We start from the raw sequence: 21,120 nt of genomic DNA on the forward strand, positions 1-21,120 counted from the left end.
TAAACAAAATCCGTTTCTCGCGAAACGGATTTTTATTTTGGTACAAGTCTATTATCCTCTGATTTTATCGGGATTGTAACCCAAATAAGGCATTTCTTTTTCGTGGAAAATTACTCCGTATTCTTCCAACTCTTTTAGGATGGGTAAATAGACTTCTCTATGGATAGGAAGTTGAACGCCAGGAGTGGTAATATTGCCGTTTAAGATTTGTAAAGTTGCCATTGCCACAGGTAATCCTACGGTTTTTGCCATGGCAGTATAGGTTTGGTCGTCGCCAATGCAAACCATTTTGGAATCGATTTGTTTTTTGGTGCCATTTATTTCATAGCCAAATTTGTGATACATGACAATCATGTCTTTGTCATTTGGTTGTAAAGTCCAACTGTCGCTTAGGATTTTTTCTAGAATTTGAGCAGGAGTAGCATTTTTTAAACCCACAATTTTCTTTGGGTTGAGCATATCCAATTCTAATAATTTGTCCCACATGATATCATCTTGTTCGATGCCAAGGCTCAAGCGCAATTTAATTTCAACAGAATCGGTTGGGTGATAAGGCAAGAATAAATTGGTAAATTCTCTGTAACTAATGGTTTCTGAATTGTCAATTACATAGGTATCATCGGTCATGCCTAATTGCACAAACATATTCCAAGCTCTTGAAAATCCTACTCGTCGAATAGTTCCTCGGTATAGGGTTAAGGCATCATCTAAACCATACACATTTCTATATTTTAATGAATCTCTATTGGCATAGCCTTCAAATCGGCCGTAGCCTTCCACTTCCATAAATTCGGTTCTACGGAATAATTTATGATACGGAATGTATTTGTAGGTGCCTTCTTGAATGAATTTTGCAGCTCCACCTTGTCCTGCCAAAACTACATTTCTAGGAGCCCAAGTAAATTTATAATTCCACAAATTTGTATCAGATTCTGGTGCGACTAGTCCGCCACAGAAGGATTCAAATAAGATTACTTTTCCGCCTTTTTCTCGAATTTCATCAATGACTTTCATGGCACTCATGTGGTCTATTCCTGGGTCTAGACCTATTTCATTCATGAAAATGAGATTGTTTTCTTTGGCAGTAGCATCTAACTCTTGCATGGCATCGCTAATATAAGATGCTGTAACCATGTGTTTTTTATAGATAATACAATCTTTAGCGACTTCAATATGCATATGGGCTGGCAACATCGAAATAACAATATCTGCTTTTTGAATTTGAGTTTTTCTTTGATTTTCATCAAAAATATCTAAAGCAATTGCGGTAGCATTTTTATGGTTATTGGTTTTCTTTTGAGCCAATTCTAAAGACAAATCTCCAATGGTAAGATGCAGATTTTCTTGTTCTGATTTTTTTAATAGATATTGTATTAAAGAGGAAGCCGAACGTCCAGCGCCAATAATTAAAATGTTTCTCATGGTTGTTGTAAATAGTGATACAAAGATAGGAAATAGTATATACCTAAAAATACGAGAGCAGAAAAAACAAAAAAGCCCACAGTTTAAAAATGTGGGCTTTACAATAGATTTTGGAAATGATTACTCTAAGTCTTCTAAATCTTGCAAATCTTCTTTCTTAGAATCAATCTTTTTCTGTTCAAATTGTTCGTCTTTAGCCACTTCATCAGCAATAAGTGTTTCCTTTCCTATTACAATCACTAATGTTATTCCGGCTACAATAAGAATCCATTTTGGCACATTTTTTTGGTCAGCACCTGATTTTAAAAAAGCAATACACCCAAAAACTAAAGCCAATCCTAAAGGCAGTAATGCTAAAGTTCCTAAAGGTAATACGGTAAATGCAATTCCTAGAAATGCAAATATAAAAGCCAAAACAATAAATAGTTTTCTCATAATTTTATAATCCTGAAGCGTTAGTTAATGTAAGTTGTCCAGTTCCTACTGGAATACTAAATTTGATTAAAGCAGGTACTTTTGACTCATCAGCAGTTAGCCAAATAATGTTTTTATCGGTTCCTCTTAGCGCTTGTGTTTTGGCACCAATAGAAATTTTATAACATACCTTTTTGCCCAAATTACCTGCAGAGATAGTTTCTTTACCCATATATTTTGCTCCAACGGCCATTTCTTTTTGGTCAAAAACTACGGTAAATGCTTTTATCTGACCGGGTTTGAAGGTGCTAAAGTCGATAGTTCTCAATTTATACAAAATAGAAACAACATCTTGTGTTGCACCACCCACCTGAAATGTTTTTTTTGTTTCAGGCATGTTCTTTTTATTTACAGTACTCTCAATAGTTTTTCCATCACTTTTAAAAATATACTTTTCTTTTTTTGTGTATTTACCCTCAAAAATATCTCTTTTGTACAAACTTGGACGCAAGGTAATAGGGTTTACATACGATTCATATAAATCTCTAATTTTGAAGAAAGAATCCCATTTACTATAGGTTGTTGCTTGGCAACTCAAATGGAGTAAGGTGTTTTTTGAGGTTTTAACCGTTTCAGTTTCCATGGTTACCTGAGCCAGTTGTGTCATTAAGCCACTCATATTATAGGATGCAGCATAAATGAATTTTTCTCCAGATTTAACAGCCTTGTTTTCCTGACTTAAAACAGAGTTTGCCGCAAGTAAAACGGTTAGAATTAAAAGTAACTTTTTCATTGTTTCTTCATATTTTTTATGAAATGCAAATATACTATTTTTTTATAAGTGCGATTGACAGTTAATAATTCATAAAAATCTTTTAGTTTAGTAGAATAACCAATATTTTTACTCTTTATTAAAACGGTAAAAAGAAATGGAAAGAAAAGTACTCTCAGTAGCATCTGTAATTGGTATGATCGCGATAATTTTAGGGGCTTTTGGGGCACATGCTTTAAAAAAAGTTTTGAATCTTGAACAGTTAAATACTTTTGAAACTGGGGTAAAATACCAAATGTATCACGCCTTATTTTTGTTATTCATCGCAACGACGTCAATACTATCAGATACAGTAAAAAAAAGAATTTCATATCTTGTAGTTGTGGGAATTGTTTTTTTCTCGGGTTCTATCTATCTTTTAGCAACAAATGATTTGACTAGTTTTGATTTTAGAGTTATCGGATTTGTTACTCCAATAGGTGGCTTATTGCTTATTTGTTCATGGTTGTGGCTTTTTGTAGAGGCGTACAAGAGAGTAAAACCTTGAATTACAGGAATTAAAAAACAGGTTTTTTAGGCATTGAGATTCTGTTTTTTTGAAAATTAGCAGCTATTTTGAAGAAATTGATGCGTTAAATGAAAGAATTATAAGAATTCTTTTAAAAATATTCAAAAAACAAAATAAAGAATATGCAATAGAAAAACGTTTGCATGTTATGCATATACAAAAATTAGAGATTAAAAATTAAGAATACAACTATTTTTTCTGATACTTTTTGTCATAATCCTAAATCTTAACTTGAGTTATGGTTTGTTCAAATGAATTTGTTTTCTTTGTCCCATAATTCTAAAAATGAAACAGTTATGTCTATTAAGAAACAATTTATAAAATCGAAACCAGTTTGCAAAGTAACTTTTACAATTGACGCTAAAGATGCAACTTCTGCATCAGTAGTTGGAGATTTCAACAATTGGAATCAAAGTGAAGGTGAATTGAGTAAATTGAAAAACGGAACTTTTAAAGGCGTTTTTGAATTAAATAAAGACGGAATGTATGAATTCAAATACATTGTTGATGGTGTTTACATTAACGATCCAGAAGCTGATTATTACATTTGGAATGAATTTGCTAACGCTGAAAACGGAGTATTAGAATTGTAATCAATACATTTTACAGTACAAGGAATCGCTCATTGAGCGATTTTTTTGTTTAGGATAGGTGTATAAAACTCAACTCACTGTCGGTTTCAATTTCTGTTGGAGATTGTTTTTTTCTAAAAAGGCGAGCAGAAAATGGTCCTTTAAGAAATATTTGGTCTTCTTTTACTTCAAGCCAACTCCCTTCGCGCAATCCTAAAACGGGTTGCGAATTGAGATGATGGAATTCTAAAATGCGCGTTTCTCGAGTTTCTCCCATGTGTTTGGACTGTAAATCGGAATCCAAATAGTGTGGATTTAAATTAAAAGGCACCAATCCCAAAGTTTTAAAACTTGGCGGATATACAATAGGCATATCATTTGTAGTTTCCATAGTAAGCCCACATATATTGCTTCCTGCACTTGTGCCTAAATAAGGAGTTCCTTTTTTTAAAGTATTTTCCAAGACACTCATTATTTTGTTTTCATACAATTGAGTTACTAATAAAAAAGTATTACCACCGCCAGTAAAAATCCCTTCTGCTTTTTCAAGTGCTTCTTTAGGATTTTTAAATTCATGAATTCCTTTTATTTCAATATTAATTTTTGCAAAGGCTAAACGAACAAATTGAGTGTACTCTTCATGCGAAATGCCTCCTGGTCTTGCATAAGGTATAAATAAAACCGTTCTACAAGCTTTAAAATGAACGACTATTTCAGGCAATAAATACTCAAGATAACGGCTTCCATGTAGTGTTGATGTGCTTGCTAGAATAAGATTTTTCATTTTGTCTTCCAAAATAGTTAGAGTATAAATATAGAAATATTGAATGTAACGAAGGTGCTCATTACTAAATTAACATAATATTAGTAGCCTGTTAGCAATTTATTTGGAGTGTATTAAAATACTTTTACAAAGCAAATAGGGCAACTATGTTTAGAGTTTTACTTGTTTTTATACTTTTTATCTTTATCCCCAATGGTGTTTTAGGGCAGAAACAAGTCATCGAAACACTCAAAGGAAAGGTAGTTGCTCCAGCAAATAATACGGCAGGAATTTATATTGTTAATTTAAAAACAGAAAAAGCTACAGTAACCGATGAAAACGGGTATTTTTTTATACAGGCAGCCGTTTGTGATACTTTGATGTTTTCTTCTACACAATTCAAAGGGTTGAAAATAGAATTAACCTCAAATGATTTCTCTAAAGAATTACTCATTGTTAAGATGAAACCAATGATGAACCAGCTAAAAGAAGTAATGGTTTTTCAATATAAAAACATCAATGCTGTTGCTCTAGGAATTATTCCAAAGGGACAAAGAAGTTATACGCCTGCTGAACGAAGGTTAAAGGCTGCGACTGGCTATGATGCACGTATTGGTTTAAATACTTCGCTTTCTATAGATCCCTTATTGAACATGTTTTCAGGAAGAGCAGCAATGTTAAGAAAAGAATTAGAAGTAGAAAGAAAAGAAATTTTGATGCAGCAAATTACAGATCTTTTTGATGAAGAATACTTCCTCACAAATTTAAAAATTCCTCGAGAATATATCAAAGGATTTCAATTTTATATCGTAGAAAACACTAGCTTTGTTAGTGCTTTAAGATCAAAAAACAAATCAATGATTACTTTTTTGATAGGTGAATTAGCTTTGAAATACAATAAAATAAGTAGTGATGAAAAGCAAAATTAGTATACTCGTTTTATTTTTTCTAAGTCAAATTTGTTTCGCACAAATTGGTACAAGAAAAACGGTTCGGGGTCAGGTGGTAAATGACTCTGTCAATGTTGAAAATGTAGTTGTTTTTAACGTTAATTCAAAAACTGGAACTGTCACAAGTTCGCAGGGCTACTTCAAAATTGATGTAAAGAATAATGATACTCTAGTGTTTTCGGGTTTGCAATTCAAATCCAAAAAGATAGTATATTCAGACATTAAAAATTCTTTAAAAGTCAAACTCGAAGCCTTTGCATATCAATTGTCAGAAGTTATAGTGTCTAAAAACGAAAATATCAAAGCCATTCAAGGTTCTCAAGAAATTGTAGACCAAAAGTATTTTGATGATGAAAAATCGTCGCCTCAGAACATAACAATGAAGCAAACAGGTGCAATTGCAAACCCAATGGATTTTGTTAGAATGTATAAAGATATTTTAAAAATCATTAAAAAAGATACTTCAAAAGACGCAAAAGAGATAATCAGAACCGATTTTACTGAAGTTGCAATGAGAAAAATTCCGTATTCATTTTTTAACAATACTTTGAAATTGAGAGACGATGAGATAAAACTTTTCCTTGTTTTTTGTGAAAATGACGATGATACCCAAAAAGTATTAAAATCCAAATCGGAATTCGAGATGATGGATTTTTTAATCAATAAGAATATTGAATTTAAAAAGATTACCAATTTTGGTAACTAATGTCTTTATAGTATTTCGTTCGCGAAGTACTGAAATAAAACAGTTTGAAAAATGAATAATAAAGTTTTGTTTTTCATTCTGTTTTTTATCACCCAATGTATTTCTGCCCAATCAGATGGAGAGAAACGAGTTGTATTCAGGGTTGTTCTAGATTCCATACCAATAGAAAACGTAAATATTCTAAATCTGAGAAGTGAAAAAACAACAATTTCAGATAACAAAGGAGTGTTCAGTATGTTGGTTAAACTCGGAGACCTCTTGGTTCTATCAGCCATGAACTTGGAAACAATTCGTAAAACACTACTCGAAAAAGAGTTACAATCGGAAGAGATTGTCATAAAAATGGTTCTCAAAAACAATACTCTAAAAGAAGTAATTGTAAATGAAAACAGCGCTATTAATCCAGTTTCGCTGGGGATTTTACCAAAAGAAGCAAAAAAATATTCTCCAGCAGAAAGAAAATTAAAAACAGCAGGAGATTTTAAACCAATTGATTTATTGTGGATTTTAGGAGGAGCATTGGCTGTAGACCCAATTCTTAATGCCATAAACGGAAGAACCAAGAAACTTAAAAAAGAAGTTGTCATAGAAAAAAATGAAAAATTATTACTGAAATTGGAAGAGTATTACAAGGAAGAGTATTATACCGAAGTTTTAAAAATTCCAAAAGAATATATAAAAGGATTTCAATATTATTTAATAGAAGACCTTGATTTTGTTACTGCTTTAAAGGCGAAAAACAAAACCCTGACTTTATTTTTAGTACAGAAATTAGCATCGGATTATAATGAAATAATTCATCAGGAACAGAAATAAGTATAGCCGAAGTTTTGTACTTTTGCTGCAACATAAAATACAACAACTATGTTTGGTATAGGAGGAGGAGAAATAATTTTTATTCTACTTGTAGTTTTGATGCTTTTTGGATCGGATAAAATTCCAGAAATTGCCAGAACATTAGGTAAATTAATGGCGCAGTTGAAAAATGCCACTAATGACATTAAAAGTGAAATTCAAAAAGGCGTGGATGGTGTTGTTGAAGATTCGTCTTATTCTGAGATTTCCTCAGAAATCACAAAAGCTAAAGAAAACTTTATAGGAAATGGTTCTTCCACAATTGAAAAGATTAAAGAAGACATAGAAGAAGTTACCGGACCAATCAAAAGACAATTCTAAATGTTAGAGAAAATAGTAGATTTAGACAAAAAACTCTTTGTTTTTCTAAATAGTTTTGGCTCTGAAACTTTTGATGGATTGTGGCTCATCATTACCAAGCAAATCTATTGGACTCCATTTTTTTTACTAATTTTTTATCTTTTACAAAAGAAATTAGGTTGGAAAAACTTCTTGTATTACATTCTTTTCACGGCTGTTTTGATTCTAATATGTGATCAAACGGCCAATTTCTTTAAAGACACCTTCCAAAGATTACGACCATGTAATGACCCAGAAATTAAAGATGTTATTCGCATAGTAAAATCTAGCGCCACTAAAAGTTTCTTCTCGGGGCATGCAACAAATTCTATGGCAACAACTGTTTTTGCGTATTTAATTTTAAATAAGTACTATAAATATGGCTTTTTGTTGTTTTTATTCCCTTTGATTTTTGCATACAGCAGGATTTATCTTGGACTTCATTTTCCAACGGATATCTTGACTGGATATGCTTTTGGAGCTACTTTTGGATCTGTCTTTTATAAGATATATCAAAAATACATCATCAAAAATTAAAGTACTCTCGAAACGGTCAATCCATCTCGGATAGGTAACAAAACGGTTTCTACACGAGAATCATTTTTTAATAATTCATTGTATTCTACTAATATTTTTGTGCTGATATCATTGGGTTGCAAAGGCTCAACAACCTTGCCGCTCCACAACACATTATCCGATAAAATGATTCCTCCTTTATTCATTTTAGGGATAATCATTTCAAAATAGTTGAGATAGTTTTCTTTATCAGCATCGATAAAAACCAAATCAAATTGAATGTCCAAATTTGGAATAATAGTGACTGCTTCACCCAAATGCTGCACAATTTGATTTCCCCAAGGTGATTTGTCAAAATATTTTCGCTGAAAATCAACCAATTCCTCTTTGATGTCGATTGTATGGAGTATGCCATTTTCTTGCATTCCTTCACATAAACACAAAGCCGAATAACCGGTATAAGTCCCAATTTCAAGAATGTTTTTTGGACAAATTAATTTAGACAACATGCTCAACACCCGTCCTTGAAAATGACCGCTCAACATTCTGGGCAACAAAATTTTTTGATAGGTTTCTTTATTTAGTGCTGCCAGCAGTGCAGGTTCGTCCTGAGAGTGCTGTTCGATATAATCTTCTAATTCTTGAGAAATGAAGTGCATTTTTTACTCTTTTCAATTTGGTTCAAAGGTACCAATTTATCAAATCATCTCACGAGCATTTGTACGAATTGATGAAATAAATCAATAAATAGTCATTAAATTTGCAACATGCAAATCGAAAAAAAAGACATACGGGCATTATCAAAAGACCAGCTAAGAGATTTTTTTGTCGCCAATAACGACAAAGCTTTTCGTGGCAATCAAGTGTATGAATGGCTTTGGAGCAAAGGAGCACATCATTTTGATGATATGACCAATATTTCTAAAGAAACGAGAACGATGCTCGAAAAAAACTTTGTCATCAACCATATTAAAGTAGATACGATGCAACGTAGCGAAGATGGGACTGTAAAAAATGCTGTTCGTTTGCATGACGGTTTAGTGGTTGAGAGCGTTTTGATTCCTACAAACACTCGAACAACAGCCTGTGTTTCTAGTCAAGTGGGATGCAGTTTAGATTGCAATTTTTGTGCAACTGCTCGATTAAAGCGAATGCGAAATCTAGAGCCAGCTGAAATTTACGACCAAGTTATTGCGATTGATAAGGAAAGCCGCTTGTATTATGGTCATCCCTTATCAAATATAGTTTTTATGGGAATGGGTGAACCTTTGATGAATTATAATAACGTCATCAAAGCCATTGAAATGATTACTTCTAATGAAGGACTAGGTATGTCTCCAAAACGAATTACGGTATCAACTTCGGGGATTCCTAAAATGATAAAGAAACTAGCAGATGACGAAGTAAAATTCAAACTAGCTGTTTCATTGCACTCAGCAATTGATGAAATTCGTTCGAAAATTATGCCTTTTAGTACTAATTTTCCTTTAGCGGAATTACGAGAATCGTTGGAATATTGGTATCATAAAACGAAAAGTAAAATTACTTACGAATATGTCGTCTGGAAAAATATCAATGATACTAAAGAATCTATAGAAGCATTGGTAAAATTCTGTAAATATGTGCCTTGCAAGGTTAATTTAATAGAATACAATCCAATAGATGATGGTGAATTTCAACAAGCTTCGGAACAATCCATCAATGCATATATCAAAGCACTAGAAGCCAATGGCATTGTTGTTAAAGTTCGAAGAAGTAGGGGTAAAGATATCGATGCAGCTTGTGGGCAACTCGCTAATAAAGAAGCATAAAAAAACGCTCTCAATTTGAAAGCGTTTTTTAGATGTATAATTAAGTCAAGATGATTTAGTTTCCAATTACTATGTTAAATGAAATCCCATTTTTAGTAAATACAGCTAGATTATCGCAATCACCATTTCCATAATCCAGACTAGCAGTGGTATTTTTTCGTGTAATTGTAATTATTCCCTGAACAATAAGTGGTTTTTTGGGTTCAGCACAACTCATTTTTATAATCAATGGAGAAGTTATAGTACTAGTTTGACTTGTTCCATTTGGTCCCGTTGTAGTCCAGCTTCCTGTAACTTGATATACATTATCAGTCCAACTTGCAGTTGAATATCCTTCAATAATTTCTCTTACTCTTTGTCCAACTCTAGTATAAACATCACCATTTGGAAAAGTGGCTGTCAAATCCATATTCATTGTTACTATTGGATGAGGATTAGAACCTGTCGATAGCACTCGTGTAAATGATCTATCTCCATCGATCTTAATCCCGTTATGATAAAAATTATCAAAAGAATAGTTAATCGTATGCGATGTCGCTTCTGGCTGAAAGGTAAACGAAGCTGTGATTTTTCCCTTTACAACATTTCCACTATTTAACGTACATCCCACAGTACCAAAATCAATCGTTTTTGTGACTACTGTTCCAGGAGTTATTGCAGTTCCAAAAGCTGGATTTCGAGTAATTGTGGCACAGGTTGAAAGTGAAGAACTTGAACTTTCTGATTTTCTTCCCGATACAGAGTTAGAATAGGTTTGTGCTTCTAAATCTTCTACAATATCAGAAACATCATTGTTAGCAATATCTAATTTTGCGTTAGCTGCAATTTCTGCTGTTGTTATATCTGAATTTACTTCCTCTTCTTTATTACAACCAACGATTAAGAAACAAGAAATCATACTCCATATTAAAATTTTTGTTTTCATATATGTAAAATTTAATTTGTTATCGGTCATATATGGTATCGCTTTTAATTAGTTGGTGTTTGTTTACACAAACTGCTTGATAATTGCGATTTCATAATTATAATTTTTAAGTTTCTATTAGGACATTCAAATATAAAAAAGGTTTAATTTGTACTAAATAAAAAATCAAGTAATTTAACTTTTGCAAGTATAATGTATTAATAAGTATCTTTGGAAAAGTAATGAATATCACTTCTCAAATAAAACAACCCATACAGACTGAGATGGAGCTTTTTGAAAAAAAGTTCTACGAGTCGATGACTTCAAAAGTAGCGTTACTTAACCGAATTACCTATTATATTGTAAATAGAAAAGGCAAGCAGATGCGACCAATGTTTGTTTTTTTAACCGCAAAAATGGTGGCTAAAGGGAATGTAAATGACCGAACCTATCGAGGAGCATCAGTTATTGAGCTTATTCATACAGCAACTTTGGTTCATGATGACGTGGTTGATGATAGTAATCAACGACGTGGTTTTTTTTCAATTAATGCGCTTTGGAAAAATAAGATAGCAGTTTTAGTAGGCGATTATTTGCTGTCAAAAGGACTTCTGCTTTCAATTGATAATGGCGATTTTGACTTGTTGCGAATAATTTCAGTAGCTGTTCGCGAAATGAGTGAAGGTGAATTATTGCAAATAGAAAAAGCCAGACGACTGGACATTGTCGAAGAGGTGTATTATGACATTATCCGAAAAAAGACAGCAACATTAATAGCCGCTTGCTGTGCACTTGGAGCAAAATCGGTCATTGACGATGAGCAAGAAGTGGAAAATATGCGAAAATTTGGGGAGTTAATTGGAATGGCATTTCAAATCAAAGATGATTTATTTGATTATACGGACGATGCCATTGGAAAGCCAACTGGAATCGATATTAAAGAGCAAAAAATGACTTTACCTTTAATTTATGTCCTGAATCATTGCACTTCTAAAGAAAAATCATGGCTTATAAACTCCATAAAAAACCACAATAAGGACAAAAAGAGAGTCGCTGAAGTTATTGCTTTTGTAAAAAATAATAATGGATTGCATTACGCCGAACAGAAAATGGTCGAATTTCAGCAAGAAGCACTTCAACTTTTAAATAGTTATCCTGATTCTCAATTCAAAGAGGCCTTAACTTTGATGGTGAATTATGTAATTGAAAGAAAAAAATAAAAATAATTTAACTTATAAAGCATTGATTATATTGATGTTGTAATCTTTAAATCATTTAATTTTTAATTTTTTTAATTCAGCATGCAACCTTTTTACCATAGTTCTCGTCTATGCTTATAGAAACACTTTATAAAAGATTTTGAAAGTAATTAACTTACATCAAGAGGAACAAGAAATCATAAAGTTAGCAGTCGAAAACAATCGTCATGCACAGCAGTTGATTTATACAAAGTTTGCTCCCAAAATGTTAAGTGTATGTCGTCAATATAGTAAAGACATCCATCATGCAGAAGATTTGATGATTACAGCTTTTATGAAAGTATTTACCAACTTGAAAAATTTTGAGCACAAAGGCAGTTTTGAAGGTTGGATTAGACGAATTATGGTCAATGAATGCATTTCGTATATCAGAGCACAAAAAAAAGTGAGTTTTTTGGAAGATGAAAATTTTGTTGAGACTGGATTTAATGGAATAGAGAGTAATTTTAATATCGACGACATTCAATTTTTGATAGATAGTTTACCCGATGGCTACAAAATGGTTTTCAATTTATACGCCATAGAAGGTTATAAACATCAAGAAATAGCTGAAATGTTAGGAATTAGCGAAGGCACTTCCAAATCACAATTGTCTCATGCTCGAAAAATGTTGCAGGACAATATAATCAAATTAAAAAATTATCAAAATGGAACCGAATAAAATAGAAGAACAATTTAAACAGATGTTGAATTCGAGAGAATTACAACCTTCTGATAGAGCGTGGGATAGACTAGATGCCATGCTTTCTGTAGCAGAAGAAAAAAAAACAAAGCGTTCTTTTGGGTGGTTGTATATTGCTGCAAGTATTTTGGTTTTCGCAACAGTTGGTATGTTTTTATTCAATCAAGGAGGCGAAGCAGTACATAACCAAGAAGCAATTGTGAATTCAGAAACTAAAAAGGATACTGTAAAAAAATTCGAAGGAACCAATCCAATTCCTAATATTGAAAGTAATGAAGCTCTAGCTTCTTCAAATGAACAGCCGTTGAACAACAAGTCACAAGTTGGAACAAAAAAATCAATCATCAATCAAAAAACGAATACAAATTCAAATCAAATCAACAAAGAAAAAGTTATTGAATTCAAGAATGAAACAGAAGTAGCTCAAAGGGACATGCCAAAAGTTTTAGAATCGAATAAAAGTTTGGTAAACAAAGAATCCATCTTAAAATCAGATGATAATTTATTGGTAAATTTGGATAATACAGTAAAACAATCTGCTAATAAAAAAGTGGGGATTAAAGTAGATGCTAGAAACTTACTTTCTCAGGTCGACGGAGAAGTTGAGTACACATTTAGAGAAAAAGTCTTCACAAAAATCAATAAGAATTACCAAGAAATCAAGGTAGCCTTGGTTAACAGAAACAAAGAATAACAATCATTAATCATTTAAAATCACTTATCATGAGAAATTTTACCATTTACTTAACGCTTTTCCTATGCCTTATTGCAAGCAAGATTATTGCACAAGACCCGAGCCAAAATGACGGAATGGCATCGCAAACCTTTGAAACTAGAGCCAAAATTATAGCCGACAAAATAGAAAATATTACCAAGGAGGAGAAAGCGGCTCTAAAAGCAGAAATAGAGTCTGTTAACAAAGAACTAGAGGCAGGAACAATTACCCAAGCTCAAGCTGATGAGAAAAAATTAAAGTTTGCAGAAGTTCGCTCACAGAATATTGAATCTAGAGTAGGATTAGCTCAAGACGAGTTGAAAGAATTGGTAAAACAAAAGGTCGAGGGAAAAATTCAAGAAAAAGATTCATCAAGAACTTTTACAATTCGTTTTGATAATAAAAAAAATAAGGCACCAAAACCAGAATCGAGAACTACTTCACAAATTGTCTTTGCATTGGGTGTGAATAATGTAGTTACTGATAATGCTGTAGCCAATTCTGACTTTAGATATTGGGGTTCACATTTCTATGAATTTGGATTTGCATCAAGTACACGACTTTTCAAGAATAATAATCTTTTACACGGTCGATACGGATTGTCTTTAATGTATAATAATTTACGTCCAACAGACGATCGATACTTTCAGGAATCAGGAAAAGAAACACAATTGGTAACGAGCCCGATAAAATTAGATGATTCTCGTTTTCGAAATGTTTACTTAGTGGTTCCGATGCATTTAGAATTTGATTTTTCTGGAAAACAAGTTAAAAATGATAAAACAATTTTTAAAACACATCAAAGTGTACGCATAGGATTGGGAGGTTATTTCGGAGCAAATTTAAAATCGAAACAAATTTTAGATTATGAAGTTGATGGCAATGACGTAAAAGAAAGAACCAAAGGAAGTTTTAACGTAAACGATTTTATCTATGGAGTGAGTACATACATTGGATACAAAGATGCCAGTATATATTTAAAATACGATATCAATCCGTTGTTTAAAGATAATGTTGTAGATCAGAATAATATTTCCCTTGGGATTCGTTGGGATTGGAATTAAAATTTGTTTAGGTTAGTTTTTTTAAAAACCCTTCTGGAGTTTAAACTCTAGGAGGGTTTTTGCTATCCAAAAACTTTGTAACTTTGAGCCTTTAAGAATTTTCAAAAATTGATTTCAAAAGCTACCATAGATACCGTTTTTGAGACTGCTCGTGTAGAGGAGGTGATTGGTGATTTTGTACAATTGAAGCGCGCAGGAAGTAATTATAAAGGGTTGAGTCCTTTTTCTGACGAGCGCTCTCCTTCATTTATGGTTTCTCCAGTAAAACAAATCTGGAAAGATTTTAGTTCTGGAAAAGGAGGTAATGCTGTTGCTTTTTTGATGGAGCATGAACATTTTACCTATCCAGAGGCCATTCGCTATTTGGCTAAGAAATACAATATAGAAATTGAGGAAACCGAGCAAACAGCCGAGGAAAAAGCAAATACAGATGTTAAGGAAAGTATGTATCTTGTTTCTGAGTTTGCCAAGAATTACTTTCATGATACATTGCTAAATTCTGAAGAAGGAAAAGCGATTGGCTATTCCTATTTCAAAGAAAGAGGTTTTACCAACGAAACTGTAAAAAAATTCTCTTTGGGATATTCACCAGAAGTATGGGATGCCTTTTCTAAAGAAGCTCTTGGCAAAGGATATAAGTTAGAGTTTTTAGAAGCAACTGGTTTGACTATTGCCAAAGAGGAAAAACTAATAGACCGTTTTAGAGGCAGAGTGATGTTTCCAATTCAAAGTATGTCGGGGCGAATTCTTGGTTTTGGAGGGCGAATACTTACTAATGATAAAAAAGCTGCAAAATACCTCAATTCTCCTGAAAGTGAAATCTATTACAAGAGCAAAGTTTTGTATGGAATTTTTCAAGCCAAACAAGCTATTGCCAAACAAGATAATTGCTATTTGGTTGAAGGGTATACCGATGTAATACAGTTCAACCAAGCAGGAATCGAGAATGTAGTTGCCTCTTCTGGGACGGCTTTGACTCCTGACCAAATCAGATTAATTAACCGATTGACTAAAAACATAACGGTGCTTTATGATGGTGATGCTGCAGGACTTCGTGCATCTATTCGAGGAATCGATTTGATTTTAGAGGAGGGTATGAACGTAAAAGTATGTACTTTTCCAGAAGGTGAAGATCCAGATAGTTTTGCTAAGAAAACACCTTATGAAGATTTGGTTTTGTATTTAGAAAACAATGCAAAGGATTTCATTCAGTTCAAAGCATCGCTTTTGATGAATGAAGCCAAAAATGACCCGATAAAAAAGGCCGATTTAATTCGCGATATGGTGTTGAGTATTTCTAAAATTCCTGATCGAATCAAGCGAGAAATTTACGTTCAGGAATGTTCCAGAATTATGGATATTTCTGAGCAGGTATTACTGAATACACTCGCTCAATTGGTTCAGAAAGATTTGTCTGAAGCAGGCAAAAAGCTGAAACAAGAACAAAAAGCTTTTGAAGTAGTAAAAAATGACGTCGTCGTTTCTCCAGAAAAAGTGGATGTGCTCTATGAATTAGAAAGAAAAATTATAGAAATTCTGTTACTTTATGGAAACAGAGTAGAAGAATTTGAAGACATATTATTGAAGTCTAATGAAGAAGGGTTGGTTGAAAATGTTGTCGAAAAAAGGGAATACAAAGTGTATCAGCGTATTTATTTGAGTTTGCAAGAGGATGAGGTAGAGTTAGCCAATCCATTGTTTAGAGGAATATACAATCACCTAATTAATTATTACCATCAAAACGAAGAGTTTCAAATGGATCAGTATTTGATGCATTTAGAACCGGAATTTTCAAAAGAAGTTACAGATATTTTGATGTTAGAAGAGCAACAAGCTCTACACAATTGGGAAGGGCAACAAATTATTGTAAAGCAGAAAGACCAAACCATTGCTCAATATGTTTCAGAAACAATTTTAACGATGCGTTGGTTTTTAGTGGATGGTATAATCGAAGAACTGAAAGGTTCAATCTCTTCAGAACAAGACGCTGATAATACAGAGTCATTGTCTATGGCAATGGATTACTATAAACTAATCAATTCTTTTTCTAAAAAGTTGGGTAGAGTAATGTCTCGTTATAATTAAACGATTTCTAATGTTTTTGCTTTGTTTACTAGGTCTACTAAATTAGTAACATTTAATTTAGTCAGTAAGCGCAATTTATACGTACTTATCGTTTTCTCGTTCAAGCCTAGAATAGCCGAGATTTCATTGTTTTTTTTGCCGCTACTCAAGTAGCGCAAAACCTCAATCTCTCTATTAGATAATTTTCTGTATAATCTCTCGCTTTTGTTTTGTTTTGCAATTAAAGCTAAGTTTTTCTTAATGGCATCATTTAAAATGATTTGTCCTTGATGTACCTTAGTTATTGCAATACCCAGAGTTTCCAATTTTGAAGTTTTGTGAACATAACCAGCAACACCCGCTTTTATTGCATTTGGAGCATATATTTGTTCAGAGTAACTACTAAAAACGATAATTTTAGTCTTAGTATAATTTTTAATGATGGCTTTTAATTCATAAAGACTTGAAAGTCCATCTAAATCTAAATCAATGAGTAAAACATCTATTTCCTTTGTATAAAGAACATCTTTCACCATAGAAAAATTACCAACATTCGCAACAATACTAATGCTCGCATGATCTCTAAAATAAGACTTTACGCCAAAATGTACAACGGGATAATTATCGGCTAAACAAACTTTAATCATGATTTTGTATTTAAAAAAATTACTAAAACCCCAAAATTTAATAAAATTTTTATCAGAATGGGATTATAAATTTAATAAAAAAAATGTTTAAATCAAATTTTTTTAGATAAAAAACGTTTAATTCCGATTAACTATACAAATTGGTATTGGGTTCATTTTGTGTTGGTTACATTTGTTAAGCCTTTTATAAATTTCAAAAGCTTCCTTTTCTCGCCCTGAAAAATCATCTGCTGTTTTTCCTGCTTCATCTTCAAGCATTGCCCATTCTAATTCATCATAACTCGCACCAAGTTGATCTTCATCCGATCGATCATCGCCAAATAAACCATCTGTAGGGGTTGCATTTAAAATGGAATCAGGTACTTTTAAGTAAGCTCCTAGTGCATAAACATCCGATTTCATTAAATCTGCTATTGGACTCAAATCAACTCCTCCGTCACCATATTTGGTATAGAATCCAACGCCAAAATCTTCTACTTTATTTCCTGTTCCAGCGACCAATAATCCATTAATACCAGCCAAATAGTATAAGCTCGTCATTCGTAAACGGGCTCGAGAATTGGCAAGTGATAAATTGACTTTGGCTACATCTTCGTGCTCGGGAACTGCTTTTTTAAACGTTTCAAAAACAGGAGTTAGGTCAATTTCTACACTGCTTACATTTGGGAAACGAGTTTTCAGTTGCTCTATATGTTCGCGAGCTCTACTCACATGACTTTGAGCTTGATGTATAGGCATTTCAACACACAACACTTTTAGACCTGTTTGTGCACATAGTGAAGAAGTTACCGCTGAGTCAATTCCTCCTGAAATGCCCACAACAAAACCATTCACTTTTGCGTTTTCTGCATACTGTTTTAACCAGTTTACAATATGAAGATTAACTTTTTCAACTTGAATTGTACTTTTTTTAGACATCTTTTGTAAAAATTTAATAAACCGCAATGTATATTTGCAAAAATAATAATTATTTAGAGGTATTCTTAGTGAACTATTTTAATCTTTTTATTTTTACTATACCCATAAAATACAGGGTTAAAATTTACATTAAAATGAATTTACGCCTTTGTCCAGTAAAATTTACGCAAACAACATGAGAAAATACTTTTTTTTACCATTGCTTTTTACTTTTATTCTGGTTTCCTGTGATAAAAAAAGTAAAATAGAAAGAGCAGTTGATGAAATTCCTGTAAAAATTGTTGTAAACCGATTTGATAAAGCATTTTTTGAATCTACTCCTAACGATTTGCCTAAATTAAAGCAACAATATCCTATTTTCTTCCCGGTAGGTAATGACGATGCCGTTTGGATTGAAAAAATGCAACATCCACAATGGCGAGAGCTTTATGCTGAAGTAGAAAAGAAATATTCTAATTTTGAAACTGAAACCAATCAGATTGAATTACTATTTAAGCATATCAAATATTATTTTCCCAAAACCAAGATACCTAAGGTTTTTACCATAATTTCAGAAATGGATTATCAAAATAAAGTGATTTATGCCAATGATATGCTGGTTATTTCACTAGAATTATATCTTGGAAAAGATCATCGATTTTACGAATTTCCAGAATATTTGAAACAAAACTTCGAGCAAAGTCAAATACTACCTGATATTGTGACTAGTTTTTCAAGAGGTAAAATTAATCTACCATCAAACCATGAGTTTTTATCACAAATGGTTTACGCGGGTAAAGAATTGTATATAAAGGATTTATTATTACCCGAATATTCTGATGCGGATAAAATGGGATATAAACCAGAACAAATTACTTGGTGTCAAGAAAACGAAGGCTACATTTGGCGTTATTTTATAGAAAAGAAACTCTTGTACGATACCGACCAAAAGTTACTTTCTCGATTTATAAATCCAGCACCTTTCTCTAAGTTTTATCTTGAAATCGACAACGAATCACCAGGCAGAGTAGGTTCCTGGATTGGATGGCAAATTGTTCGCTCCTTTATGGAAAATAATGAAGTGTCATTAGACCAACTATTAAAAATGGATGCAAAAGAACTATTTGAAAAATCAAAATACAAACCCAAAAAATAATGGCAAAAACGATCACATCAGAAATAAAATTTCTAGTTGAATTAGACGAAAATAGAGTACCTGAAAAATTATCATGGACGGCTCAAGATGGTGGCGTTGATGCTGAAGAAGCCAAAGCGATGATGCTCTCCATTTGGGATGCCAAAGCGCAGGAAACTTTGCGTATTGATTTATGGACTAAAGAAATGCCAGTAGATGAAATGAAGTTGTTTTTTCATCAAACTCTAGTAGCTATGTCGGATACTTTTAGACGCGCTACAGGCGATGAAAAAATGTCGGATACGATGAAGGATTTTTGTGATTATTTTGCAGAGAAATTGGAGTTGAATAAATAAAAAATTGAATTAAAATCCACTTTCATTCTTAAAAACTTCCTGATTTACTTCGTCAATATAATTCAGTAGCTCCTCTTTTCCAATTCCTTCAGTAGATGAGGTTACAAAATAAGGAGGCATTTCTGCCCAGTTGTTTTTTATCATTTGCTTTTTGTAGGCTGCGATATGAGAATCAATTTTTACTTTGCTGATTTTGTCGGCTTTGGTAAAAATAATACAAAAGGGAATTTCACTTTCGCCCATATATTCCATGAATTCCAAATCAATATTTTGCGCCTCATGGCGAATGTCAATCAATACAAAAGCACAAACGAGTTGTTCTCTTTTTTCAAAATAATCAGTGATAAATTGCTGAAATACCGATTTAGTTTTTTTAGAAACTTTGGCATAGCCATATCCTGGTAAATCCACCAAGAACCAATTGTTGTTAATCTTGAAATGATTTATCAGTTGAGTTTTTCCAGGTTTTCCCGATGTTTTTGCTAAGTTTTTATGATTGGTAATCATATTAATTAATGATGATTTTCCAACATTAGATCGACCAATAAAAGCATACTCTGGTAGCCGTTCCAGCGGACATTTGCTCACATCGGAGTTGCTAATTATAAATTCGGCAGTAGTGATTTTCATAAAAATAGATTAGAGCAAATATAGTCAAAAAAAGAACCACTATTTTCTCAGTGATGTAATCGAAAATAGTGGTTTAATTATATTTAAAGAGCTTATAATTCGTTTTTTTTCAACCAAGCATACATTAGTTCATTGAATTCATCGGGATGTTCCATCATGGCGGCATGACCACATTTATCTATCCAATATAATGAAGAGTGTGGTAGCAATTTATGGAATTCTTCAGCAACTTCTGGTGGAGTTACTTTGTCATTTTTACCCCAAATGATACAGGTAGGAATATGCATTTTTGGTAGGTCTTTAGCCATATTGTGTCTTATAGCGCTTTTAGCAATGGTCAATGTTTTTATGAGCTTGATTCTATCATTGGCCATGGTGTACACTTCGTCAATAATTTCTTTTGTGGCGATTTTTGGGTCATAAAAAACGTCTTCTGCTTTTTTCTGAATGTATTCATAGTCACCTCTTCTAGGATAACTGTCGCCCATAGCACTTTCATACAAGCCTGAGCTTCCTGTTATTACAAGCCCTAGCATTTTTTCAGGATACATTTTAGCGTGATACAAACCTATGTGACCTCCAAGTGAATTTCCAAGAAGAATTACTCTGTCAAAACCTTTGAAAGTAATAAAATCTTTGACATATTTTGCAAAAGCTTTTACGTTTGTTTTGAGGATATTTTGTGTGTAAATAGGTAGTTCAGGAATTACAACCTTGTATCCGTTTTTTGGAAAAAAAGTGGCAACACCGTCAAAATTACTTAATCCTCCCATTAGTCCATGCAAAATGATTATTGGCGTGCCTTCTCCAGCTTCAAAATAGGTATATCTTCCTTCTTTTTTTAAGTCTTTATTCATTCGTGCAAAGCATTTCAAATTCTGGCAAATATATGGTTTTATACATTAACAGAAAATAGTGCTAAAAATATTAAATCTGTCAGCATGGTTTTCAACGTATAGAAATTGCTTAATAGACTTTATTCTTCATGAAGTTTCAATGATTGAAATTCATCATTTTTTCAGTGTTTTTTCAAATTCTAAACCTTTCTTAACAATTTGTTAAATAGATTGTTGTGACGA

The 21,120-nt window shown here is 32.7% G+C and carries 25 protein-coding genes; 15 read left to right on the forward strand and 10 right to left on the reverse strand.

The genetic code is table 11. The features are described 5' to 3' along the window. Window positions 1-51: 51 nt before the first annotated feature. The 3 genes from AC23L6_RS01915 to AC23L6_RS01925 all read right to left on the reverse strand — a co-directional run bounded on the left by AC23L6_RS01915 (window position 52) and on the right by AC23L6_RS01925 (window position 2,629). On the reverse strand, window positions 52-1,422 hold the full coding sequence (locus AC23L6_RS01915; RefSeq protein WP_487560607.1) for a saccharopine dehydrogenase family protein: 1,371 nt from the start codon (window positions 1,420-1,422) through the stop codon (window positions 52-54). A 120-nt stretch (window positions 1,423-1,542) separates the two neighbouring features. Further along, complete coding sequence (locus AC23L6_RS01920; protein WP_487560608.1) at window positions 1,543-1,857, reverse strand: hypothetical protein; 315 nt, start codon at window positions 1,855-1,857, stop codon at window positions 1,543-1,545. 4 nt (window positions 1,858-1,861) lie between these two features. Beyond that, entirely contained in the window at window positions 1,862-2,629 is a 768-nt protein-coding gene (locus AC23L6_RS01925; RefSeq protein WP_487560609.1) for a DUF3108 domain-containing protein, read from the reverse strand. Between the two features lie 136 nt (window positions 2,630-2,765). Here AC23L6_RS01925 and AC23L6_RS01930 point away from each other — a divergent pair, with 136 nt between their 5' ends. Next, on the forward strand, window positions 2,766-3,155 hold the full coding sequence (locus tag AC23L6_RS01930) for a DUF423 domain-containing protein (RefSeq protein ID WP_487560610.1): 390 nt from the start codon (window positions 2,766-2,768) through the stop codon (window positions 3,153-3,155). A 317-nt stretch (window positions 3,156-3,472) separates the two neighbouring features. After that, entirely contained in the window at window positions 3,473-3,769 is a 297-nt protein-coding gene (locus tag AC23L6_RS01935) for an isoamylase early set domain-containing protein (RefSeq protein WP_487560611.1), read from the forward strand. A gap of 49 nt (window positions 3,770-3,818) precedes the next feature. On the opposite strand, the gene pepE is transcribed toward AC23L6_RS01935, so the two are convergent. Continuing rightward, window positions 3,819-4,532 (reverse strand): dipeptidase PepE, encoded by a 714-nt coding sequence (gene pepE / locus AC23L6_RS01940; RefSeq protein WP_487560612.1) that lies wholly within the window; start codon window positions 4,530-4,532, stop codon window positions 3,819-3,821. A gap of 146 nt (window positions 4,533-4,678) precedes the next feature. Between pepE and AC23L6_RS01945 the strand changes: the two genes are divergently transcribed. From AC23L6_RS01945 to AC23L6_RS01965, 5 genes are read left to right on the forward strand one after another with little or no spacing between them, the layout of a single operon-like run. After that, the gene (locus AC23L6_RS01945) at window positions 4,679-5,440 is read left to right on the forward strand and encodes a peptidase associated/transthyretin-like domain-containing protein (protein WP_487560613.1); all 762 of its coding nucleotides are present in this window, start codon (window positions 4,679-4,681) and stop codon (window positions 5,438-5,440) included. Continuing rightward, the gene (gene bamP, locus AC23L6_RS01950; RefSeq protein WP_487560614.1) at window positions 5,424-6,167 is read left to right on the forward strand and encodes a BamP family beta-barrel-assembly machinery protein; all 744 of its coding nucleotides are present in this window, start codon (window positions 5,424-5,426) and stop codon (window positions 6,165-6,167) included. The genes AC23L6_RS01945 and bamP overlap by 17 nt, the downstream gene beginning before the upstream one ends. A gap of 51 nt (window positions 6,168-6,218) precedes the next feature. Next, window positions 6,219-6,983, forward strand: coding sequence for a hypothetical protein (locus AC23L6_RS01955; RefSeq protein WP_487560615.1), 765 nt, complete (start codon window positions 6,219-6,221; stop codon window positions 6,981-6,983). A gap of 48 nt (window positions 6,984-7,031) precedes the next feature. Then, a complete protein-coding gene (locus tag AC23L6_RS01960) occupies window positions 7,032-7,343 on the forward strand; it encodes a Sec-independent protein translocase subunit TatA/TatB (protein WP_487560616.1) in 312 nt (103 codons plus the stop codon). Further along, entirely contained in the window at window positions 7,344-7,898 is a 555-nt protein-coding gene (locus tag AC23L6_RS01965) for a phosphatase PAP2 family protein (protein WP_487560617.1), read from the forward strand. On the opposite strand, the gene AC23L6_RS01970 is transcribed toward AC23L6_RS01965, so the two are convergent. Next, complete coding sequence (locus tag AC23L6_RS01970) at window positions 7,895-8,536, reverse strand: O-methyltransferase (protein WP_487560618.1); 642 nt, start codon at window positions 8,534-8,536, stop codon at window positions 7,895-7,897. The genes AC23L6_RS01965 and AC23L6_RS01970 overlap by 4 nt on opposite strands. A 108-nt stretch (window positions 8,537-8,644) precedes the next feature. Between AC23L6_RS01970 and rlmN the strand changes: the two genes are divergently transcribed. After that, window positions 8,645-9,688, forward strand: a complete 1,044-nt coding sequence (rlmN, locus tag AC23L6_RS01975) for a dual-specificity RNA methyltransferase RlmN (RefSeq protein ID WP_487560619.1) — start codon at window positions 8,645-8,647, stop codon at window positions 9,686-9,688. Between the two features lie 55 nt (window positions 9,689-9,743). Here rlmN and AC23L6_RS01980 read toward each other — a convergent pair whose 3' ends face one another. Beyond that, window positions 9,744-10,613 (reverse strand): hypothetical protein, encoded by an 870-nt coding sequence (locus AC23L6_RS01980; RefSeq protein ID WP_487560620.1) that lies wholly within the window; start codon window positions 10,611-10,613, stop codon window positions 9,744-9,746. Between the two features lie 221 nt (window positions 10,614-10,834). Here AC23L6_RS01980 and AC23L6_RS01985 point away from each other — a divergent pair, with 221 nt between their 5' ends. From AC23L6_RS01985 to dnaG, 5 genes are all read left to right on the forward strand, one after another. Beyond that, window positions 10,835-11,812: a polyprenyl synthetase family protein gene (locus AC23L6_RS01985; RefSeq protein WP_487560622.1), complete on the forward strand. Its 978-nt coding sequence runs from the start codon at window positions 10,835-10,837 to the stop codon at window positions 11,810-11,812. Between the two features lie 139 nt (window positions 11,813-11,951). Further along, on the forward strand, window positions 11,952-12,512 hold the full coding sequence (locus tag AC23L6_RS01990) for an RNA polymerase sigma factor (protein ID WP_487560623.1): 561 nt from the start codon (window positions 11,952-11,954) through the stop codon (window positions 12,510-12,512). Beyond that, a complete protein-coding gene (locus AC23L6_RS01995; protein WP_487560624.1) occupies window positions 12,499-13,227 on the forward strand; it encodes a hypothetical protein in 729 nt (242 codons plus the stop codon). Before AC23L6_RS01990 ends, AC23L6_RS01995 begins: the two co-directional genes overlap by 14 nt. Window positions 13,228-13,256: 29 nt before the next feature. Next, window positions 13,257-14,312 (forward strand): porin family protein, encoded by a 1,056-nt coding sequence (locus tag AC23L6_RS02000; RefSeq protein WP_487560625.1) that lies wholly within the window; start codon window positions 13,257-13,259, stop codon window positions 14,310-14,312. 108 nt (window positions 14,313-14,420) lie between these two features. After that, a complete protein-coding gene (dnaG, locus tag AC23L6_RS02005; RefSeq protein ID WP_487560626.1) occupies window positions 14,421-16,397 on the forward strand; it encodes a DNA primase in 1,977 nt (658 codons plus the stop codon). Here the strand turns inward: dnaG and AC23L6_RS02010 are convergent. Both AC23L6_RS02010 and nadE read right to left on the reverse strand, forming a co-directional pair. Next, window positions 16,394-17,023 carry a LuxR C-terminal-related transcriptional regulator gene (locus tag AC23L6_RS02010; RefSeq protein WP_487560627.1) on the reverse strand — a complete coding sequence of 210 codons (630 nt, stop codon included), beginning with the start codon at window positions 17,021-17,023 and terminating at the stop codon, window positions 16,394-16,396. The two genes, dnaG and AC23L6_RS02010, sit on opposite strands and share 4 nt — an antisense overlap. A 117-nt stretch (window positions 17,024-17,140) precedes the next feature. Beyond that, window positions 17,141-17,941, reverse strand: a complete 801-nt coding sequence (gene nadE, locus AC23L6_RS02015) for an NAD(+) synthase (RefSeq protein ID WP_487560628.1) — start codon at window positions 17,939-17,941, stop codon at window positions 17,141-17,143. A gap of 175 nt (window positions 17,942-18,116) precedes the next feature. On the opposite strand from nadE, the gene gldB reads away from it, so the two are divergent. Continuing rightward, complete coding sequence (gldB, locus tag AC23L6_RS02020; RefSeq protein ID WP_487560629.1) at window positions 18,117-19,076, forward strand: gliding motility lipoprotein GldB; 960 nt, start codon at window positions 18,117-18,119, stop codon at window positions 19,074-19,076. Beyond that, window positions 19,076-19,411, forward strand: coding sequence for a gliding motility protein GldC (gene gldC / locus AC23L6_RS02025; RefSeq protein WP_487560630.1), 336 nt, complete (start codon window positions 19,076-19,078; stop codon window positions 19,409-19,411). Before gldB ends, gldC begins: the two co-directional genes overlap by 1 nt. Before the next feature lie 9 nt (window positions 19,412-19,420). On the opposite strand, the gene yihA is transcribed toward gldC, so the two are convergent. Both yihA and AC23L6_RS02035 read right to left on the reverse strand, forming a co-directional pair. Further along, on the reverse strand, window positions 19,421-20,041 hold the full coding sequence (gene yihA / locus AC23L6_RS02030) for a ribosome biogenesis GTP-binding protein YihA/YsxC (protein WP_487560631.1): 621 nt from the start codon (window positions 20,039-20,041) through the stop codon (window positions 19,421-19,423). Window positions 20,042-20,133: 92 nt separating this feature from the next. Beyond that, on the reverse strand, window positions 20,134-20,898 hold the full coding sequence (locus AC23L6_RS02035) for an alpha/beta fold hydrolase (protein WP_487560632.1): 765 nt from the start codon (window positions 20,896-20,898) through the stop codon (window positions 20,134-20,136). Between the last annotated feature and the right edge of the window lie 222 nt (window positions 20,899-21,120).

Source organism: Flavobacterium sp. R1_16, from assembly GCF_057652095.1.